The following is an 18,630-nucleotide window of genomic DNA, read 5'->3' on the forward strand; positions in this document are numbered from 1 at the left end:
AGTTATTCATTCTTCTCCCTGTCAAAAATATGCTTACTCGACTCAAAATAGTGTCTTTCTAAAAATCGTGATAATGCTTGATACGCTTTTAAGCGTAGTAATATCTCTTTTTCCATAATAACATAATTTTTTGATAGTAATGGCATCTTGACCAAGTTTTCTAAATCTTTATAAAAATCTACTGACTCTGATACATAAAAATCACACCACGATAGTTCAATTTTACTCAATGTATTAGACTGCATAATATTTGCTTGATACCATCTATACTCTAAAAATTTGAGTGACAAACGATATTCTCGATATTCTTCAATGGGTACTTTAGCATCTTCCACGTCTGCATCATCTGCTTTTTGAAATAAATTTAATACACCTTGGTCATTATAATGTTTTTTAGATTTCTTATTAGTTTGTCTTTCTTTGGGTCTATCATTAACATTGGTGTCATTCTTCTCTAAAACTTCTAACTGTTCATTAAAAAAAGAACGCTCAATAAACTGTTCTAAATATACGACTCGATCGCTTAATCGATTAACTTCTTTTAATATACGACTCATTTCACTCTGATAATAGGAGTTTTCCTCACTTAACTTTTCATTTAACTCTCTTAAATGTGTCACGTCACTGATTAAATTTGATTGGTTGGTCTCTGAACGATTTCGTTCTTCCTCTAACAATGATTCTGTTTCTTGGCTCTTTTCAATCCATTCTTTTAATTTCTTTTCCAATTCCCAATAAGATTGTTTTTGCTCTTCTAGCCTGTCTATAATGTTCTCTTTTTCTACTAATAATTTATCTAACTCATTTTTCACAGAATCTTTTTCTAGTCTTAAAGCTTGCATTAAGGCTTGTTGTTCACCCTTTTCCATTGTTAACTCATCAATGGTTGATTGCATTTTAAATTCAGTAGTTGATGCAATAACTAATTGTTGTTCTTGATAAGTGATTGTCGCTTCAAATTCTCTTACGTCATTTTGTAACTGCTCGAAAACTCTTATTTTTTCAGATTGTTCTTGTTCTAATGATTCTTTTAATTGTTGAACTTCACTTTCTGTATGAATCAAATGCTCTTTTATTGTTGCCAACTCTTTAGACTGTTCTTGTTCTTTTACGCTCAATACATTTTTTGTCTCAGTCATTTGTTCTAAAGAGGAACTAAGAACTGCATTATTATGCTCTAACTCACTAATTAATTTGTTAGCTTGATCTAATTTTTGAGATAACTCTTTACATTTTTCTCTGTATTCAATACTTTGATGTCCATTATTTTCTACTTTATCCTTTAAAATATGCTGTTTTTGAAGGTTTAAATAATCATCCGTTTGAATTCTATCTAGATTCTCTTGCAATAATCGGTTCTCATTTTCAATCGTATCAAGTTGCGCCATTAAAGCTTGTTGCTCTCTATCCTGTTTATCACTCCATTGTTTGACTCTTTTGTCTTGCTCTAATAATTTATCATGTAAACTTTCTATTACTGAATCTTTAGCAAGTAAGGTGTTTTTTTGAGGAGTTACCTTTTTTTCTAATGTTGGCGAAAAAATAGATACACTTGTCTCGGCTTGATTAGGCCCAAAGTCTGGTGCTGTCAGTAACTCTTGAACAGTTTGGAAAAAACGTTTTATTTCCATATCATCTAATAAACTTGTTACACCAAATGAAATGTATAATTTAATAAATCCAATATCATTAATATAATAAAAAGCTTTCTTTATCGGATAAATAGCTAGTACCGTTTGCCATCTATGAAAAAAAACTGATAATCTTTGATTAATTTGATAAGTAAAAACTGGATCAAATAATACTTCTAATTGATTAGTAAGCTTATTTGGTATGGGGTTATCAGACCTCACTATAATTGATTTAGTTCGAGGCTTTACTTTTTCTTTTTTAAACAAACGCAGACTGATTTTCCCCTGTTCCTTTTCCATTATATTACCTCCGTTATTTGTTAACTCAATTATAATTATACTAAAAAAGTGTTGTTGTATAACAACACTTTTTTAGCCTTTTTAGCCTTCTTGAGAAAAGTTAAGTTGTACACCAGGTTTATCCAGTGCAATTTCTGTTACTTCATAAGTTAGACGTTCGATTAAAACAAATAACGGATGCACTAAGGTATTTACTTCATCAGAAGATAAATCTTCTATTTTATCTACTTTACGTCCTACAGTTTGAACGAACTGAGCTACATCTCCGCTTATCGCAACATTCTCTAATATAATTTTAAATTCAATTCTTAAACCTAAAATTGAGTTATTTTTTGGATCAATGTCCATTTCTTCTGTGATTTCAAAAGGATTTAAACTCACATTAATTGATGTTTCTTCTGAATGATCTTCTGGTAATGCATCATAATGATATGATTGTACAAATTCCTGTTGTCTTTTAAGTTCCATTTTATTCTCTCCTAAGTCTATTTAGCACTATAAAAAACTAAATAAATTATCTACCTTTTATATTCTACACGAAATGCCACGATATTTAAATGTAAATATTTATTTATGCAGATTTTCCTTTGAATGATAAAAATATTATTCAATATGGTGTTCTTCTTTCTCAACTGCACGATAGTTCTGCATTTTCTTACTAAATAGTGTTCCGTTTGAAGGAGGCGTGTAGGTAATCGCATTCGCTCCAGCATCAATGGTCTCCATAATTGACTCTTCTGTTGGTCCCCCTGTCGCCATTATTGGAAATAGTGGGTATCTCTCACGAATAGTACGAACAATATGAGCTGTGTGTTTTCCACCACTCACATTTAATATCTGAACGCCTGCTGCAATTTTTTCATCTATATCGGTAAATTCTGATGTGACGGTTCCAATAATAGGTATATCAATAGTTTGTGAGATATCATATATTGTTTCTTTAGGTGTAGGAGCATTGACAACCACGCCAATTGATCCATTTGCTTCCGCAAACATACTCATATTTACTGAACGATTTCCTTGTGTTAACCCACCACCCACTCCAGAAAAAACTGGCACGTCAGCTGATTCAATGATTGCTTTTGTTATAGTTGGGTGGGGAGTAAATGGGTATACTGCAATCACTGCATCAGCATCAATATTCCTAATAATAGCAATATCAGTTGAATAACAAATAGATTTTATACGTTTGCCATATATTTTAATACCTGAGCAATTCCGAATAATATTTGGCACGTGAATTAAATCTTTTCGTAAATTTGTCACAATTTCAGGTGCAATTCCTTTTTCTCGATGCATTTCTTTTTCTCCTCCAAAATAAACTAAACTTTAATATAAATTATTAAAGCCCAAATTTAATGATCATATTGATCTAATTGATACTGTTTAATAAGTGATACCAACTTATCAGCGTAACCCGGGTCAGTTGCATACCCTGCCACTTGTAAGGCTTTGGCTGCTGTTTGATAATCATCTGCTAAAAGAACACCTTGATATAAATAAGGATCCCAGTCAACTCCCTGAACAAATAACAAAGTATGATCTCTAATGCAATCAGACCAACTAGCATATACTTTAAAATTAGCCTTAATAGTTTCCCACTTACCATCTTTGTACTCTTTGGTTTCAAGCTTGATAGAATGATCATTGGGACTAAATGATTTAATACCAAATAAATTATTATATTTCGCACTCAATTCACTTGTCCCCCAATCAGATTCTAGAATGGCTTGAGCCAAAATAATACTTGGCATAATCCCGTGACTGGCTTGCATTTCTTTAGCTACTGGTACAATCTCATCGATAAAATCCTGCTTGTTTGTTGTATTTGTTTCTTCAGACTGAATGGTCTGTGTGGTACTAGTTAATCCTCTTAAACTTAATAAAAAGACAACCATACTTACCATTAAAAGCAACGCACCTACCAATATAGGTAAGGTTAATTTATATCGAGTTTTTTTCCTTCTTGCGTATTTTTTTGCCATAAATTACCTACTCTTAATCATTTCTACATATTCTTCTAGTGACAAATTATGTTCTTTCATGTATAACGCATTAGCTTTACCGACATATCGAATGTGCCAAGGCTCATAATTAATACCGGTTATATCTTCTTTGTCATGTTCATATCGTACAATAAAGCCGTACTCACTAGCATTTTCTTCAATCCATTTTCCAGCTGGAGTGTCACCAAACGCTCCTTCTAACATATTACCTTGGTTGTACCATTCTTGTTCTAAAATATCAATAGCTAAACCTGTGTGATGCTCACTTAACCCAGGCTCTGTTAAGTAAGCCATTGCCTGCTTTTTCGCTTCCTTATCAGATAACCCTTGAGATTTATATGTCTCTATATCTCGTTGCACGATAGCTGTTTGTTCGGCAACAGATCGATAGCCAGAAATCACAATTAATTTGAAACCTTTTTTATTCGCAGCATCTACCATGTTATTAAATGCATCATAAATTCTACTATCAATTTTCTTTCCATTAGGTAATTCTTTTAAGTTGGTTGGTTCTTTTTCAATTTTATTATCTTTGTTTACTAAGATTAAATTCCAATCTGACGCGTTACCTGGATAAATATCATCTGTCTTAATTTTTGTCGTTTGTTTTGTTGAGCTTTCTTCTGTTTTTTCGACTGCTTCTTGGTTTGACCCAACTTTAAACCATATTCCAAGCACAATAAAACAACCTATAATCCCAACAAATACTTTTTTAGCCATAGTGACTAATCATTCCCTTTATCTTCAGTATTTTCTTCAGCGTAAGTATCTGTTAAATTTTCATCTAACCATTCTAATAAATCAATTTTAGATTCTTCAATTTGTTGTTGGACAATTCCTGGCATGAAGAATTCTAAAATATCATCATAACCCCATTCACCATAATTCATCACAACACGTAATACCACCACATGTTTTTGTGGTGCATTTAGCAATTCTTGATTACTAAAACGTTGTTGGGTAATCAACTCGACATTAGCTAAACCTGATTTTATCCATGTATTTGCAATAACTGTTTTTAATCGTTTGTATTCGACACTTGCATAATTTCTTTTTTCTGGAAACATAATCGTCTGACTAACAATTTTATGAAGTAGCATCCATTCATAATCGGAAAATAGATTTTTTATCTTTTGCATTTTATCATTTGGTAACTGAACTAGTCCTTTTTTCCAATCCATCCACATAGACACAGGTAATTCTAAAATATTTTTACAAAACACCTCTTCACTAATAAATTGATCTTTTATACGGTCTAACATAATATTAACCATTGCTTTATGCATAATACGTCATCCTCTTTTCTACATTAAATCAATAAGTAAAATGATATCTTATATCATTTTACTATATTTAGATAGACTTTTGAATTAAATACACTACCTGATGATATAAGTTAAAAAAAACTACAACATTTTTTCATGTATTCGACTAAAGTTCACTTTAATATCTATAAAAGTTTGGACTTGTAACAACAATTGATACAATTTAGCACGATTTTCAAATTCTGAACGTGATGTTGGTAATGGTTTAGTTTCATACATTTGAAATACTTCTAATACTTCTTCTTTTAAAGCCAAACCATCATTGTCTTCGGCATAAGTGTCTGCAATATTAATTAATAAAGTCTCCACACTCTCAGCCACATCTTTATCAACATCAATTTGTTTTATTAGTTCATTCATATCTTCAAGTGTTTCGAATTGTCTTAATCTCATATTAAAGTAACTTAAATAATACTCGTCTTGAGATAATAATTGATTTTCCATGTGACGTTTTGATAGTTGTCTTCCTTGTTTAATTGATTTTGATAATCCTTCAAGTAAAGCATTACATTCATTTGCTACATCTTTTCGATATAATAGTTCCGAAAATTGACGCAGTAATTTTTGAATGGTTTGATCAACAACTTGTTTATTTTCTTCGATGTCTTCTTTCACACTAGGCATATGTAAATTTGCAATAAGTGCCAACGTAATCCCAATTAATAATAATCCAAATGCATTTAATATAAGCCAAGGTGCCATGGATTTTTCATTTAAAAAATGTGTCATCAATACTGAGTTAATCGGAACAATTTCTGGCATTTTCCACTTACCTGCAACAGGAATGTAAAAAAGTAATAAGAGGCAATAAGCAAGCGGGGTATATCCTATCACATGATACCAAAAATAGGCCATGATTGTTGCTAGTATAAATGCTAATATACGGCCCACCCCAATTTTTACAGACGATCGTTTCGTATTTGTTACACTTAAAATTGCGACAACTCCTGCTGTTGAGGCATATTTAAATCCTAAAATAGTTGCTAACCATATGCCAATTGATGCTGTGACAGCCGTTTTTACTGTGCGTAATCCTATTTTCATTGTCATCCTCTTTTCACACTTTGTTCTTACTCTATTTAATGTCAAAATTTGTTTCTCGTCAAATACTAGAAAATTCTGTCTCTTTCGTTTATCATAAAAGGTATATCAAGGAGGGATAAATTATGTCGCGTATTAAATCATTTTTGTTGTTATCTGTGTTTGTGTTCACTTTAAGTGCGTGTGGTATTACACAAGAGTTAGACCAATCCGTGACCGTTACGGAGAATATCAATCATCAACTGAAAGAAGAAAAGCAAACTATTTCCTCTTTAAATACACTTATCGAGCACTTCTCTACAACTTATGACAAAGAGATTCATGAAAAAAATCTAACAGACATCTTAGGTAACGACATGAGTAGCTTAAATAAAAGTTATGACGAGCGTGAGGAAATACTCTCTACTTTGAAAAAAGATAATAAGTTGATTAAGTCTTACAATAAAGAACTAAAAGCGATTATTTCAAAAAAGGCAGTTGATGTGGATAATACAAAACTTGTTGCCATACAAAGTAGCGTTGATATTATAATCAACAACATCGAGTCTTTACAATTATACCTAGAATCAAGTCTTTCACAAGAAAAAGAGTTATATAATGATGTCACTGTTGATACGGCAGATGCCTTATTCTCAGCTATTGATAGAGCAAATGGTGCGACATTACTCGTAACCAATGAAACTCTGCAAAATATTTCTTACACAACAGATTTGATTAATGACTATCAAAAATCAGCTCCATCAAATCATAAATAAACTAGGAGAATGGTCGTCAAAATGGTTATTGGAAAATATCGAATAGGTCTACGAACATTAAAAACTGCGATTGCCGTCATGTGTTGTATTATCTTTTTTCATATTACGCATCGAGGGTCTCCTATGGTTGCGACACTTGCAGCTGTATTTGCTTTAAGAGAAGACATGTCTACCACTATGAGCTTTGGAAAATCAAGAATTTTAGGAAACACAATTGGTGGTATTTCGGGAATTTTATACTACCTTTGTCTGTTAAACTTACCAAATCAATCAATTGGTGAAATCTTTTTAGTCCCATTTTTTGTCTTAGTCACTATCACCATTTCCATTCGTTTAAAAAATGAAAAAGGAATTATTGGTGGTGTTTCCACTCTTTTATTTTTATGTTTTTCGATTCCTAAAACAAGTTCTTTTACCTACGCGATTGACCGTGTTATTGATACGTTCATAGGCACGCTATTTGCGATTCTCTGGAACTACTTGATTAAATCACCTTTGGAAGACAAAGAAGAAACACTTGAGGAAAAGAAAGAACAACTTGCTATAAAAAAAAGAGAAGTTGCCTCTTTAGAAGAAGAAATAGATTCTATGGAGAAAAATATCCCTGCTGATACACCATTAGACTAAATAAGAGACTGTGACATAAGTCTTTGAAATAATGAATAAAAGACATCAAAAGTATTAATCTATTCGATATTTCATTTTTGATGTCTTTTTGATATAGTACATCTTCCATTTTCCTCATTATTATCTCTAATTTTCTTATATTTAAAGCCATTATTAGTAGCACAATTTCTTTTCATACCTTCTCCAAACCACGGGCATGATAACGTGTGGAATTTAAAGAAGCCTTTATCCATCAAAAAACTGATTCAACATCAATTTTTCTTTGACTATAAACCTTACTAGTTTAAGGAGATGAAGTTGTTCTTTTTTTCTTTAAAATATTCCCAAAAATGATTAACCTTTATTTTTCTAACATATCCTTTTGGCGTTAGTACAGGCTTTATAACTTGATTGTTATTATCATTTCTTTCTGCTACATATTCTTTAAAATATCTTATAAATCCTTCTTTATCAGTTTTTTTCGATAATTATTGAAAGAAACTCTAACACCTTTAGGATCAATATAATCATTTTCTTCCTCATAATATTTCCAAGTCATAACTTTCTATTTATCAGTTTTCTACGTTTTACTTTATTCTCTCAACATGATTCCATAAGTAATCAACGCTATGAGTTTAGAAAAATTATCCTGTAAATATACTTAGGTAAAAATGTCCCTTTTTCATTTTACAATCGGCGAAATAAAAAAACTGCCGTAACAGTTTATTTCCGCACGACAGTTTTTTCTTATACCACTTTTCTCTCCACTAATCGATAATACACTTTAGATGTTTGAGCATACATCACAAGGTAAATTAGTAAAAAGATTACTACCATAATGATACAAATTATCATAAATAATACTTTATCACTCAATCCAAATAACATCAGTAAATTACTCATCAAAGGAAACGCAAAAGCTAAGTGAAGTGTCGCAAGGATAATCGGGAAAAAGAATACCATAATGATTTGTCCTCTAATACTTTGTTTCACTTCTTGATGACTCATTCCAACTTTTTGCATAATATCATAACGATGTTCATCCTGCATACCTTCTGATATTTGTTTGTAATAAATTATTAACCCTGTTGCCAAGGTAAAACTTAGCCCTAAAATCATGCCTAAGAATAAAAAGCCACCTGTAAATGCTTGTAATTCTTCTCTATCAATCGCTGCTGAAGAAAAACTATCAGTCATCCCCATTGCTTTTAGCTGACTCTTCATCTCTTTAGCATAAGCTAACTGTTTATTACTGTCTCCACTAACATTAGCATAAACGGTTGGAGACATTTCCGAATAATTTGTATAGTCATTTGGTGCCAAAGCCTTGAGCGTATCTTCCATCACGTTTTGATTTGACACGACAACAAACAGCATATTTGAAATACCACTCACTCTTGGAATAAATGTGATGTTATCAATAATTTGTTTTATCTTAAATGGTTTGTTCCCAAATGACGCCGAATTCCCTTCAAATTTACCATTCATACTATACAAAGCAATTTCATCATCTGACAGTTTTAAATTAGTTTTTTCCAAACGATTGTACTCATCTTCTGTCATAAAGTTTAATGATTCTGCTTTACTAAAATCATTTGAATTTTTAGTGTCTTTAGATAAAAACTTATAATTATTATTGTCTTTAATTACCATTAATCCATCAGATAAATCTGCATGATCAACTTCTTTTAATCTAACATCATATTTCTTAGCCTCTGACTTAAATAGTGTTTCCACTTCTTTTACTTTGTCTTGTGGCACCATAAGACTCATATCATATGGATTACGATTTTTTATGACATTATCCATTCCGAAAAATAGACTACCTGTTGTGCTAAGTGTTACTAGTACCATTGTACTTAAAATACTGATACTAGCAAGTCCGACCGCATTTTGTTTCATTCGATACATCATATTTGAAATCGCGATGAAATGTGTTGGTTGATAATAATATTTCTTACGACGTTTCAACCATTTTAAAATCATGATGCTACTTGCCATAAATAAGGCATACGTTCCAAAAATCACGAGTAAAATCGCAATAAAAAATAAGCTAATTGCTTTCAAAGGGGACTCGATAGTCACTGACATATAGTATCCAGCACCAATACAGACAATGCCTGATATACCTGTTAACCATTTTACTTTGGGTTCTTTTTCCCCTGTTTGAGTGCCTTTTAATAACTCTATAGGATTGACTAGTTTTAACTGAATCATATTAATCACATAAAGTAATAAGAATATACCAATAAAAAATACTACCACATAACCTAAGCTCATGACATTTAAACTGTAAGTAAACCCTTCACCAAATCCTGTCATTTTTTTCAAAATTAGAAACGATAATTTTGAGAAAATAATCCCCGTAAATAATCCTACTACTATTGAAAACAATGACACTAATATAGTCTCGATAAATAAAATCTTGCCAAGTTCACGTTTTCCCATCCCTAATATATTGTATAATCCTAATTCTTTTTTTCGTTGTTTTAGTAAAAAACTATTAGTGTACAATGAAAAAATAGTTGTAAAGATTAAGATGACGATTGATCCAAAACCAAACAATGATTTTGCTGAATCTGCTCCTGGTAAAGAATTCATTCCATCATTTTTTAACAAAATTTGCATAATTACATTTACGTTGACCAAAAAAATCATCGACAAGATAAATGGGGCATACGCTCGCTGATTTTTCTTTAAGTTAGTTAAGGCTAATTTTAAATAAAACATCTTACGCCTCCCCTGTTAACAAAACTGTCATCGTTTCAGAGATTTGATTTAAAAAATCATCATTGTTTTGTAAGCCACGGTATATTTGATTAAACACTTGGCCGTCTTTGATAAACAATACTCTGTTCGCATGACTTGCGGCTACCACACTGTGTGTCACCATAACGATCGTTTGGCCTTGTTTATTGACTTCTTGGAATAACGATAATAATTGAGTCGATGTTTTTGAATCAAGAGCTCCGGTCGGCTCATCTGCAAGTAAAATATCTGGTTGTGTAATCAATGCTCTTGCAACAGCCACACGTTGTTGTTGACCTCCAGATAATTCATAAGGATATTTTTCTAACAATTTATTCAATCCAAGTTGTGGTGCTAGCTTATCTAATCTAGACATCATCTCTTCAAGCGGTGTTTTAGCTAACACTAATGGCAATAAAATATTGTCCTGAACCGAAAAAGTATCCAGCAAATTAAACTGTTGGAATACAAATCCTAAATGCTCGCGTCTAAAAGCTGCCGCTTCTTTTTCCTTGATTTCATTCATGTTTTTTCCATTTAATAAAATATCACCTGAAGTAGGTGTATCTAGTGTTGCTAATAGATTTAGTAAAGTGCTTTTACCTGAACCAGATTCTCCCATTATGGCAACATACTCACCAGCTTCCACTGAAAAGTTGATTTGTTTTAAAGCCTCTACTTTTGCTCCACCTAAGCGTGTATGATATGTTTTTTTGACATTATTGACTTCTAAAATTTTCATCTATGTTCTCCTTTTTTCTTGGTTACTTGATAAATCTATCATACAAAACATCGTCACACATGCACACTTACAGATAAAAAACCAAACTTACAACTTAGTAAGTTTGGCTAATCATACATGTTTTCAAACTGTAAAAAAGTCATACCGACCACGGTTCCTTTTCCTATTTCTGATGATATTTCTAAGGTTATCCCTAGGTGATTTGCGATATTTTGACTCATATGAAGTCCTAACCCTGTTGCTTTTTGGTGTCCTCGGCCATTAAATCCTGTATAACCTGATTCAAATATTCGTGGTAAATCTTGCGATAAAATGCCAATACCACTGTCCGTGATAGTCAGTGTGTCATTTATCATCTCAATTTTTATTCCACCGATTTTCGTATATTTGATACTGTTAAAGATTAATTGCTCTAAAACAAACAATAACCACTTTTCATCTGTGACAATCTCTTTTTCAAATGGAACCAACTCAACACTCAAATCTTTTTGTATAAAGAACATGCGGTATTTTTTGATTACTTTTTTGACGACACTTGAGAATTCTACTTTTTTTAGAACTAAATCATCTTCTAAATTCGTCATTTTTAAATAATGAAGCATCATAGACAAGTATCCATCAATCGTTGAAATTTCATTTTTTATTTTGGTCGTTGACTCTGGTTCTATTTCGATTAAAACTTGTAAAGCCGCTAGAGGTGTCTTTATCTGGTGACTCCACATAGCATAATAATCCAATAGTAATTGCTGTTCTTTGACTAACTGATGCTCTAAATGTTGGTTTGTGGCACTCACTTTTTTCAACAATGCTTGATAATCTTTGTTTAGCATATCGTCACCTATATCAAGTTGCTGATACAACACATTATCGACTGATTCTTGTTCGATGATGTCTTGCAATATACTATGTTCTTTATACATTTTTCTCATATCAACTAATGACCAAATCACTAAAATAAAAAACACAAATAATAACCCATCCATAAAAGGAGTTAAGGTTAAGTCATATAAAAAGAACGTCGCCAAAAACATGCCACTCATCATAACAAACAATGCATAAATAACCCATTTTTCTTTAATATAATGTTTTAAAAACTGTGTCATCTATCTAACCCATCTAACAAGTAGCCTTTCCCTTTTACTGTTTGAATATGGTCATCAAGTTGAATCACAGATAGTTTCTTTCTTAGACGGGTCATATTGACTGAGAGTGTATTGCTATCTATAAAGTCATCGCCCTCCCAAAGTTTTTCCATCATCATCTCTTTAGTCACGACTTGATTTTTATATTGAAATAATAAAGATAAAATTTTACACTCTGTCGGCGATATATCAACCACCTCATTCTTATATTTTACTCGATTATCTTGAAATAATAATTGATACGCACCATTTTGATAAGACATCACATTTCCAAACTGATAACTTCGTCTAAGCAATGCTTGAATTTTTGCGACTAAAACAGAAAAATCAAATGGTTTGGCTATAAAATCATCGGCTCCCATATTCATTGCCATGACCATATTCATATTATCACTGGCTGATGAGAGGAATATAATCGGAATTTCTGAAATCTGTCGTATTTGTTCACACCAATAAAAGCCATTGTAATATGGCAATGAAATATCCATTAATACCATATCTGGCTGACAATCTAATATTTCATCTAGTACATGTTCAAAATCATCCACATCCACACAGTCATATCCCCATTGAGATAAATGTGTTTTTAATCCCTGACTAATAACCGGATCATCTTCTACAATAAATATTTTGTGATTCATATTGAAACTCCTTTTTAGGATAAAAAAAATCCACCTATACTATGTCTACACATAATATAAATGGATTTCACTTGTTTTGCTATGCTTTTTACTTATTTACCTGACAATTTTTTGTAAGTCTGAGCTTTTTCTATAGCATCATCTGCTGATTTTTCGAGCAATGCTGCCACTTCTGATTCGTCTTCTAGCACATTTTCCAAAGCAGAAAAACGTGTTTGATAGTTAAAGAATTCTGTTAGATTATCAAAATTAGCTTTCTTATAATCTATTTTCAACGGTTCTTTACATTTATCTATTAATTCAGGATTATAACGGTACAATGGCCAGTAACCTGATTCAACCGCTCGTTTGGTTACTTCAACGGCGTGACTCATTCCACCTTGAATACCATGATTAATACATGGAACATAACCTATAATAAGAGACGGGCCTGGATAACTTTCGGCTTCTGCTATTGCTTTGATTGCTTGTGTTGGATTAGCATTTATCGCAACTTGCGCCACATATACTCCACCATATGTCATCGCAATTAAACCCAAATCTTTTTTCGGTGTTCTCTTACCTTCAGATGAGAATTTTGCAATAGCTGCAGTTGGCGTTGCTTTTGATGTTTGTCCACCAGTATTTGAGTAGACTTCATTATCCATGATAAAGATATTCACATCTTCTCCACTAGCTAAACAGTGATCAATACCACCAAAGCCAATATCATATGCCCAACCATCCCCACCAATAATCCATTGGCTAGGTTTGACAAACAAATCTTTTTTACAATAGATGTCTTCGAGTAATTCGACACCATCCATCTCTTCTAACAAAGCTGCTTCAAGTTTTGTTGACCGTTGTCTTGACCCATTTCCTTCGTCCTTATGTTCAATCCAATCAGCCATCAACTCTCTTAATGAGTCCGTTCCAACTTGTTGTTCAATCGCTTCTTCTAGTAAATGTTGGACACTATCTCGTTGTGTTTTGTTAGCAAGATACATCCCCAAACCAAACTCAGCATTGTCTTCAAATAAAGAGTTACTCCACGCTGGACCTTGTCCATCTGCATTGGTTGTATAAGGGGTTGCTGGTGCTGATGCGCCCCAAATAGATGAACAACCTGTCGCATTTGCCATCAACATACGATCACCATAAAGTTGCGTTAATAACTTGATATAAGTTGTTTCACCACAACCAGAACACGCACCTGAAAATTCCATTAAAGGTTGCTCAAATTGAGACCCTTTTATTGATTCTTTTTTCTTCACAGGATTTGCTTTTTGTTTTAGCGTCATAGCAAATGCCCAATTGATTGCTTCTTCTTTTTGCTCATCATAAGGTTTCATGACTAACGCTTTTTCTTTTGCTGGACACACATCCACACACAATCCACAACCCGTACAGTCTTCCAATGACACTTGAATACGATATTTCAAGCCATCTGCGCCTTTCATTTCACGCACGATAAACCCTTCAGGTGCCTCTTCCATTTCGGCATCGTCCGCTAAAAATGGGCGAATTGCGGCATGTGGACAGATAAACGCACACTCATTACACATCGTACATGCTTCAGGTATCCATTCTGGAACTTCTAACGCAATGCCACGTTTTTCAAAAGCGGCAGTTCCCATTGGTATACTACCATCTGTCATGTTATTATCAATAAGTGTTTTAACACTCAATGAATCACCTTGTTGTGCATTAACAGGTTCTAATATTTCTCTGACATATTTTGGTTTTGTCATATCAACGACTGCTTTGTCTATTTCAATATCTAACCAATCACTAGGTATGTCTACTTTCACCAAATCTGAGAGTGTCAAATCTATGGCTGCATGGTTTTTATCCACAATTGCTTGCGATTTTTTACCATAACTTGCTACGACTTCTTCTTTTAAATATTTAATGTATTCATTTTTTGGCATCAGTTGATTCAACTCAAAAAAGGCTGTCGACATGACTTGATTAATACGTCGACCCAAACCAACTTCTTGTGCTATAGACATTGCATCAATGATATAAAAGTTTGCTTCTTTTTCAGCTAATTCTTTTTTCAAACGTTTTGGTAACAAGCGTAACACTCGCTCTTTATCCCACGTTGTATTTAAAAGGAATGTCCCACCTTTTTTAAGCCCACGCAACAAATCGTATTGGTGAATGTATGAGCCATTATGACAGCCAATAAAATCTGCTGTTTCAATTAAATAAGGGGAATTGATTGGTTCTTTTCCAAAACGTAAATAAGAGGTCGTTAACCCACCAGATTTTTTTGAATCATAAGAAAAATACCCTTGCGCATACAAGTCAGTGTGATTTCCAATGATTTTAATGGCTTGTTTATTAGCACCAACCGTCCCATCAGATCCAAATCCCCAAAATTTTGCTTGGTAAGTATCTTTTGGTGTTAAATCAAGCAATGGTCCCACTGGTAATGACAAATGTGTGACATCATCATTGATACCAACAGTAAAACGATACAATAATTTATCCACCGGTCCACTTAAATGATCAAAAATCGCTTTAATTTGGTTAGGTGGCACATCTTTAGAACCTAATCCATATCGTCCACCAATGACGATTGGACGATTTTTATGACGATACATTGCACTTTGAATATCAAGTAATAATGGCTCACCGTCTGCTCCAGGTTCTTTAGTTCTGTCTAAAACAGCAATTCGTTCGACTGTATCTGGAATATTTTGTAAAATATTTTCAGTTGGAAACGGACGATACAAATGAATATTTAAATGCCCTACTTTTCGACCTTGATTATTTAGATAATCAACTGTTTGTCTAACAGTTTGTGCAACTGACCCCATTGAAATAATGATTTCTGTTGCTTCTTCATCACCATAGTAGGTGCTTAAATCATAATTGGTGCCACGAATCGCATTAATGTCATTCATATATTTTTGAACAATGTCTGGCACTCGGTCATAATATTGATTGATTGTTTCTCTTTGCTGAAAATGAATATCTGGATTTTGTGCAGAACCTGAAACACTTGGGTGATTTGGGTTCATCGCACGTTTTCTAAAAGCTGTTAATGCTTCTTGATTCACTAATTCACCTAACGTGTCATAAGGAATCACATCTATTTTTTGAATTTCATGACTTGTTCTAAATCCATCAAAGAAATTCATAAATGGTAAACTGGCTTCAAGTGAAGCTAAGTGAGCTACTGCAGATAAATCCATCACTTCTTGAACAGAGCTCTCAGCTAACATACAGAAACCGGTTTGTCTTGCGGCCATCACATCTCCATGATCACCAAAAATACTTAATGCATTTGTTGTAACTGCTCGAGATGCCACATGAAACACCGTCGGCAACAACTCTCCAGCTATTTTATACATATTAGGTATCATGAGTAAAAGCCCTTGTGAAGCTGTATAGGTAGACGTTAATGTCCCTGCTTTTAAAGACCCATGCACCGCACCTGCTGCTCCAGCTTCTGATTGCATGTTTACTACTTTAACTGGTTCACCAAAAATATTTTTACGATGTTTCACTGACCAATTTTCTACCACTTCTGCCATTGTAGAACTTGGTGTTATCGGATAAACTGCCACTAATTCAGTAAATGCATAAGATACATAAGCCGCAGCTGTGTTGCCATCCATGGTAATTTTTTCTGTCATTGTCGTTACATCCTTTTCTATGCTAAAAATAAAAGCAAGGTGTGACCCTTGCTCCTGACTACTCCACTTTACTAACTAATTGGTCAACAAATGCTTGAAGACGTTCTGTATCTTCTCCGTCTGCTTCATTTTCAATCTCAACCATCTCAGCACCTTCTGTTGCACCAGTCTTTTTAAATTGTTCCACAAAATCTCGTGCTGACTGGCAGAAATATTCACCATACTCAGTGTCTCCAGAGCCAACAACACCAAATAATTTATCTTCTAAGTCTTCATCTTCTAAGTCCTCAAAGAAATCTTCCATCTCAAATGGTAATTCCCCATCACCATATGTATAAGTTGCGACGATACAAATATCTGCATCCTCAAAAAAGTCTGGATCAACATCGGTACATTCTTCACGTTCAACTTCAAGTCCAGCATCGATGAATTGATCTTCTATAATTTCAGAAATTCCTTCTGTATTTCCAGTCATGCTTGCATAAACGATTTTTACTAACGCCATGTTATCTCCCTCACTTATTATTTATCTTTATAATTTCACAAATCTAACCCCTTAAATTCTAACACAAATACACTATTTTATGAATATTCTAAACTCAAAATTAACCATTTTATCTTAAAGTATGTTACTTTTTTCATAAAAAAGATGAGACATGTTTGCACACACCTCATCGTTGTATTAAGTAGTCTTAATCCATATAACTTTCAATGGCTTTCCACGCTTTATCTTTTCCTTCTTTTGTTTCAGAAGAGAAAATAATAAAGTCATCTGATGGGTCAAAATCAAGTTTTTTCTTAATCATTGACTCATGCTTATTCCATTTACCTCTTGGAATTTTATCACATTTTGTTGCCACTACAATGACCGGAATATTGTAGTATTTTAAGAATTCATACATTTGAACATCTTCAGCTGATGGTGCATGACGCATATCAATGAGTGACACAACTGCTCTCAACTGTTCTCTTTCAGTTAAATATGTTTCAATCATTTGTCCCCATTTAGCTCGTTCAGTTTTTGAAACTTTTGCATAACCATAACCTGGGACATCAACAAAATGTAAACAATCTTCAATAATATAAAAATTAAGTGTTTGCGTTTTTCCTGGTTTACCAGATGTTCTTGCTAAATTTTTACGATTAACTAATGTGTTGATAAATGATGATTTACCTACATTAGATCGACCTGCTAAGGCAATTTCTGGTAAGTTTATTTTCGGGTACTGCTCTGGTTGAACAGCACTAATAACGATATCTGCATGATTTACATTCATGTGTTTACTCCTCTTGTAATAAATCTAACACGTTTACTGCGAGTTCTTTATAAGACGTCACTTCAACGTCTGGTTTCACCATCTCTTGTGTTAGTTTTTTATTGTATTTATTTAACCAAATGACTTGCCATCCAGCATTTTTTGCACCAATCACATCATTGTCATAAGAATCCCCAATATATAAAAACTCAGTTGATTCAGGATAGCTGTTCGCCACAACTTGAAAGGCTTTTGCATCTGGCTTACTGTATCCAATACTTTCTGAAATATGATGAGTGTTACTGTCAATCCATGTCGATACATTTAATTGATCTAGTTTTAGTTGTTGATGATTAGTCGGTCCATTAGTCAAGATTCCTGTTAAAATTTGGCGTTCTTTTAGAATCAATAATAAGTCAACCATCTCTGGATGCACAGTGATTCGATTTTGTTCATAGAAATACCTATCTTGGAATAGTTGGCATTTTCTATCTGTTGCCTCAACACCTAAATCTTTTAAGGCTTTTTGAATACGATACACTCGCATGTCTTCTAATGATAATTCTCCAGAAACAGTAGCTGGAAACATCTCATCACTATGATGACGAAACAACAAATACAAAGTTGATAAGTCCATATCCTTTATCCAGGGTTTATCTTGAAAGCTATGTGTCATGGCCAACTCAAATGGCACAAATTGGTCATATAATGTATCGTCCACATCAAACACAACGACAGTCATTCTCTTCATCTCCCATCAGCTCTCTTTTCATTATATAAAAAAAATGGCTATTACGCCATTTTTTATTAA

General features: G+C 33.2%; 17 protein-coding genes. 2 read left to right on the plus strand and 15 right to left on the minus strand.

Annotated features, from left to right (window positions below; all coding sequences use genetic code 11):
- Positions 1–2: 2 nt before the first annotated feature.
- The 7 genes from BHY08_RS08010 to BHY08_RS08040 form a co-directional block, all read right to left on the minus strand.
- On the minus strand, positions 3–1,931 hold the full coding sequence (locus tag BHY08_RS08010) for a coiled-coil domain-containing protein (protein ID WP_071457372.1): 1,929 nt from the start codon (positions 1,929–1,931) through the stop codon (positions 3–5).
- 81 nt (positions 1,932–2,012) lie between these two features.
- Positions 2,013–2,399 (minus strand): DUF1149 family protein, encoded by a 387-nt coding sequence (locus tag BHY08_RS08015; protein WP_071457373.1) that lies wholly within the window; start codon positions 2,397–2,399, stop codon positions 2,013–2,015.
- Positions 2,400–2,534: 135 nt separating this feature from the next.
- Positions 2,535–3,230: a beta/alpha barrel domain-containing protein gene (locus BHY08_RS08020; RefSeq protein WP_071457374.1), complete on the minus strand. Its 696-nt coding sequence runs from the start codon at positions 3,228–3,230 to the stop codon at positions 2,535–2,537.
- A 56-nt stretch (positions 3,231–3,286) separates the two neighbouring features.
- The gene (locus tag BHY08_RS08025; protein WP_071457375.1) at positions 3,287–3,916 is read right to left on the minus strand and encodes a glycoside hydrolase family 73 protein; all 630 of its coding nucleotides are present in this window, start codon (positions 3,914–3,916) and stop codon (positions 3,287–3,289) included.
- A gap of 3 nt (positions 3,917–3,919) precedes the next feature.
- Positions 3,920–4,657 carry a M15 family metallopeptidase gene (locus BHY08_RS08030; protein ID WP_071457376.1) on the minus strand — a complete coding sequence of 246 codons (738 nt, stop codon included), beginning with the start codon at positions 4,655–4,657 and terminating at the stop codon, positions 3,920–3,922.
- Positions 4,658–4,662: 5 nt separating this feature from the next.
- A complete protein-coding gene (locus BHY08_RS08035) occupies positions 4,663–5,223 on the minus strand; it encodes a hypothetical protein (RefSeq protein WP_071457377.1) in 561 nt (186 codons plus the stop codon).
- A 120-nt stretch (positions 5,224–5,343) separates the two neighbouring features.
- Positions 5,344–6,306, minus strand: a complete 963-nt coding sequence (locus BHY08_RS08040) for an aromatic acid exporter family protein (protein ID WP_071457378.1) — start codon at positions 6,304–6,306, stop codon at positions 5,344–5,346.
- Between the two features lie 122 nt (positions 6,307–6,428).
- Between BHY08_RS08040 and BHY08_RS08045 the strand changes: the two genes are divergently transcribed.
- Both BHY08_RS08045 and BHY08_RS08050 read left to right on the plus strand, forming a co-directional pair.
- Entirely contained in the window at positions 6,429–7,058 is a 630-nt protein-coding gene (locus BHY08_RS08045; protein ID WP_071457379.1) for an LptM family lipoprotein, read from the plus strand.
- Between the two features lie 21 nt (positions 7,059–7,079).
- The gene (locus BHY08_RS08050) at positions 7,080–7,685 is read left to right on the plus strand and encodes an FUSC family protein (RefSeq protein WP_071457380.1); all 606 of its coding nucleotides are present in this window, start codon (positions 7,080–7,082) and stop codon (positions 7,683–7,685) included.
- A gap of 726 nt (positions 7,686–8,411) precedes the next feature.
- Here the strand turns inward: BHY08_RS08050 and BHY08_RS08055 are convergent.
- The 8 genes from BHY08_RS08055 to BHY08_RS08090 all read right to left on the minus strand — a co-directional run bounded on the left by BHY08_RS08055 (position 8,412) and on the right by BHY08_RS08090 (position 18,561).
- Positions 8,412–10,394, minus strand: a complete 1,983-nt coding sequence (locus tag BHY08_RS08055; protein WP_071457381.1) for an ABC transporter permease — start codon at positions 10,392–10,394, stop codon at positions 8,412–8,414.
- A gap of 1 nt (position 10,395) precedes the next feature.
- Entirely contained in the window at positions 10,396–11,154 is a 759-nt protein-coding gene (locus BHY08_RS08060) for an ABC transporter ATP-binding protein (RefSeq protein WP_071457382.1), read from the minus strand.
- Between the two features lie 107 nt (positions 11,155–11,261).
- On the minus strand, positions 11,262–12,257 hold the full coding sequence (locus BHY08_RS08065) for a sensor histidine kinase (RefSeq protein ID WP_071457383.1): 996 nt from the start codon (positions 12,255–12,257) through the stop codon (positions 11,262–11,264).
- Positions 12,254–12,937 (minus strand): response regulator transcription factor, encoded by a 684-nt coding sequence (locus BHY08_RS08070; protein ID WP_071457384.1) that lies wholly within the window; start codon positions 12,935–12,937, stop codon positions 12,254–12,256. Before BHY08_RS08070 ends, BHY08_RS08065 begins: the two co-directional genes overlap by 4 nt.
- A 92-nt stretch (positions 12,938–13,029) precedes the next feature.
- Positions 13,030–16,563 carry a pyruvate:ferredoxin (flavodoxin) oxidoreductase gene (gene nifJ, locus BHY08_RS08075; RefSeq protein WP_071457385.1) on the minus strand — a complete coding sequence of 1,178 codons (3,534 nt, stop codon included), beginning with the start codon at positions 16,561–16,563 and terminating at the stop codon, positions 13,030–13,032.
- Positions 16,564–16,621: 58 nt separating this feature from the next.
- Positions 16,622–17,068, minus strand: coding sequence for a flavodoxin (locus tag BHY08_RS08080; RefSeq protein ID WP_071457386.1), 447 nt, complete (start codon positions 17,066–17,068; stop codon positions 16,622–16,624).
- 187 nt (positions 17,069–17,255) lie between these two features.
- Positions 17,256–17,840, minus strand: a complete 585-nt coding sequence (gene yihA, locus BHY08_RS08085; RefSeq protein ID WP_071457387.1) for a ribosome biogenesis GTP-binding protein YihA/YsxC — start codon at positions 17,838–17,840, stop codon at positions 17,256–17,258.
- Positions 17,841–17,844: 4 nt separating this feature from the next.
- Positions 17,845–18,561 (minus strand): HAD family hydrolase, encoded by a 717-nt coding sequence (locus BHY08_RS08090; RefSeq protein ID WP_071457388.1) that lies wholly within the window; start codon positions 18,559–18,561, stop codon positions 17,845–17,847.
- Positions 18,562–18,630: the final 69 nt, after the last annotated feature.

This window comes from Vagococcus teuberi (genome assembly GCF_001870205.1).
Lineage (GTDB): Bacteria > Bacillota > Bacilli > Lactobacillales > Vagococcaceae > Vagococcus > Vagococcus teuberi.

Coding starts and splice junctions, on each gene's coding strand:
- BHY08_RS08015 (WP_071457373.1), bottom strand. CDS start 2,399: ATGGAACTTAAAAGACAACAGGAATTTGTACAATCATATCATTATGAT.
- BHY08_RS08010 (WP_071457372.1), bottom strand. CDS start 1,931: ATGGAAAAGGAACAGGGGAAAATCAGTCTGCGTTTGTTTAAAAAAGAA.
- BHY08_RS08050 (WP_071457380.1), top strand. CDS start 7,080: ATGGTTATTGGAAAATATCGAATAGGTCTACGAACATTAAAAACTGCG.
- yihA (WP_071457387.1), bottom strand. CDS start 17,840: ATGAATGTAAATCATGCAGATATCGTTATTAGTGCTGTTCAACCAGAG.
- BHY08_RS08090 (WP_071457388.1), bottom strand. CDS start 18,561: ATGACTGTCGTTGTGTTTGATGTGGACGATACATTATATGACCAATTT.
- BHY08_RS08035 (WP_071457377.1), bottom strand. CDS start 5,223: ATGCATAAAGCAATGGTTAATATTATGTTAGACCGTATAAAAGATCAA.
- BHY08_RS08030 (WP_071457376.1), bottom strand. CDS start 4,657: ATGGCTAAAAAAGTATTTGTTGGGATTATAGGTTGTTTTATTGTGCTT.
- BHY08_RS08025 (WP_071457375.1), bottom strand. CDS start 3,916: ATGGCAAAAAAATACGCAAGAAGGAAAAAAACTCGATATAAATTAACC.
- BHY08_RS08045 (WP_071457379.1), top strand. CDS start 6,429: ATGTCGCGTATTAAATCATTTTTGTTGTTATCTGTGTTTGTGTTCACT.
- BHY08_RS08020 (WP_071457374.1), bottom strand. CDS start 3,230: ATGCATCGAGAAAAAGGAATTGCACCTGAAATTGTGACAAATTTACGA.
- nifJ (WP_071457385.1), bottom strand. CDS start 16,563: ATGACAGAAAAAATTACCATGGATGGCAACACAGCTGCGGCTTATGTA.
- BHY08_RS08065 (WP_071457383.1), bottom strand. CDS start 12,257: ATGACACAGTTTTTAAAACATTATATTAAAGAAAAATGGGTTATTTAT.
- BHY08_RS08080 (WP_071457386.1), bottom strand. CDS start 17,068: ATGGCGTTAGTAAAAATCGTTTATGCAAGCATGACTGGAAATACAGAA.
- BHY08_RS08040 (WP_071457378.1), bottom strand. CDS start 6,306: ATGAAAATAGGATTACGCACAGTAAAAACGGCTGTCACAGCATCAATT.
- BHY08_RS08070 (WP_071457384.1), bottom strand. CDS start 12,937: ATGAATCACAAAATATTTATTGTAGAAGATGATCCGGTTATTAGTCAG.
- BHY08_RS08060 (WP_071457382.1), bottom strand. CDS start 11,154: ATGAAAATTTTAGAAGTCAATAATGTCAAAAAAACATATCATACACGC.
- BHY08_RS08055 (WP_071457381.1), bottom strand. CDS start 10,394: ATGTTTTATTTAAAATTAGCCTTAACTAACTTAAAGAAAAATCAGCGA.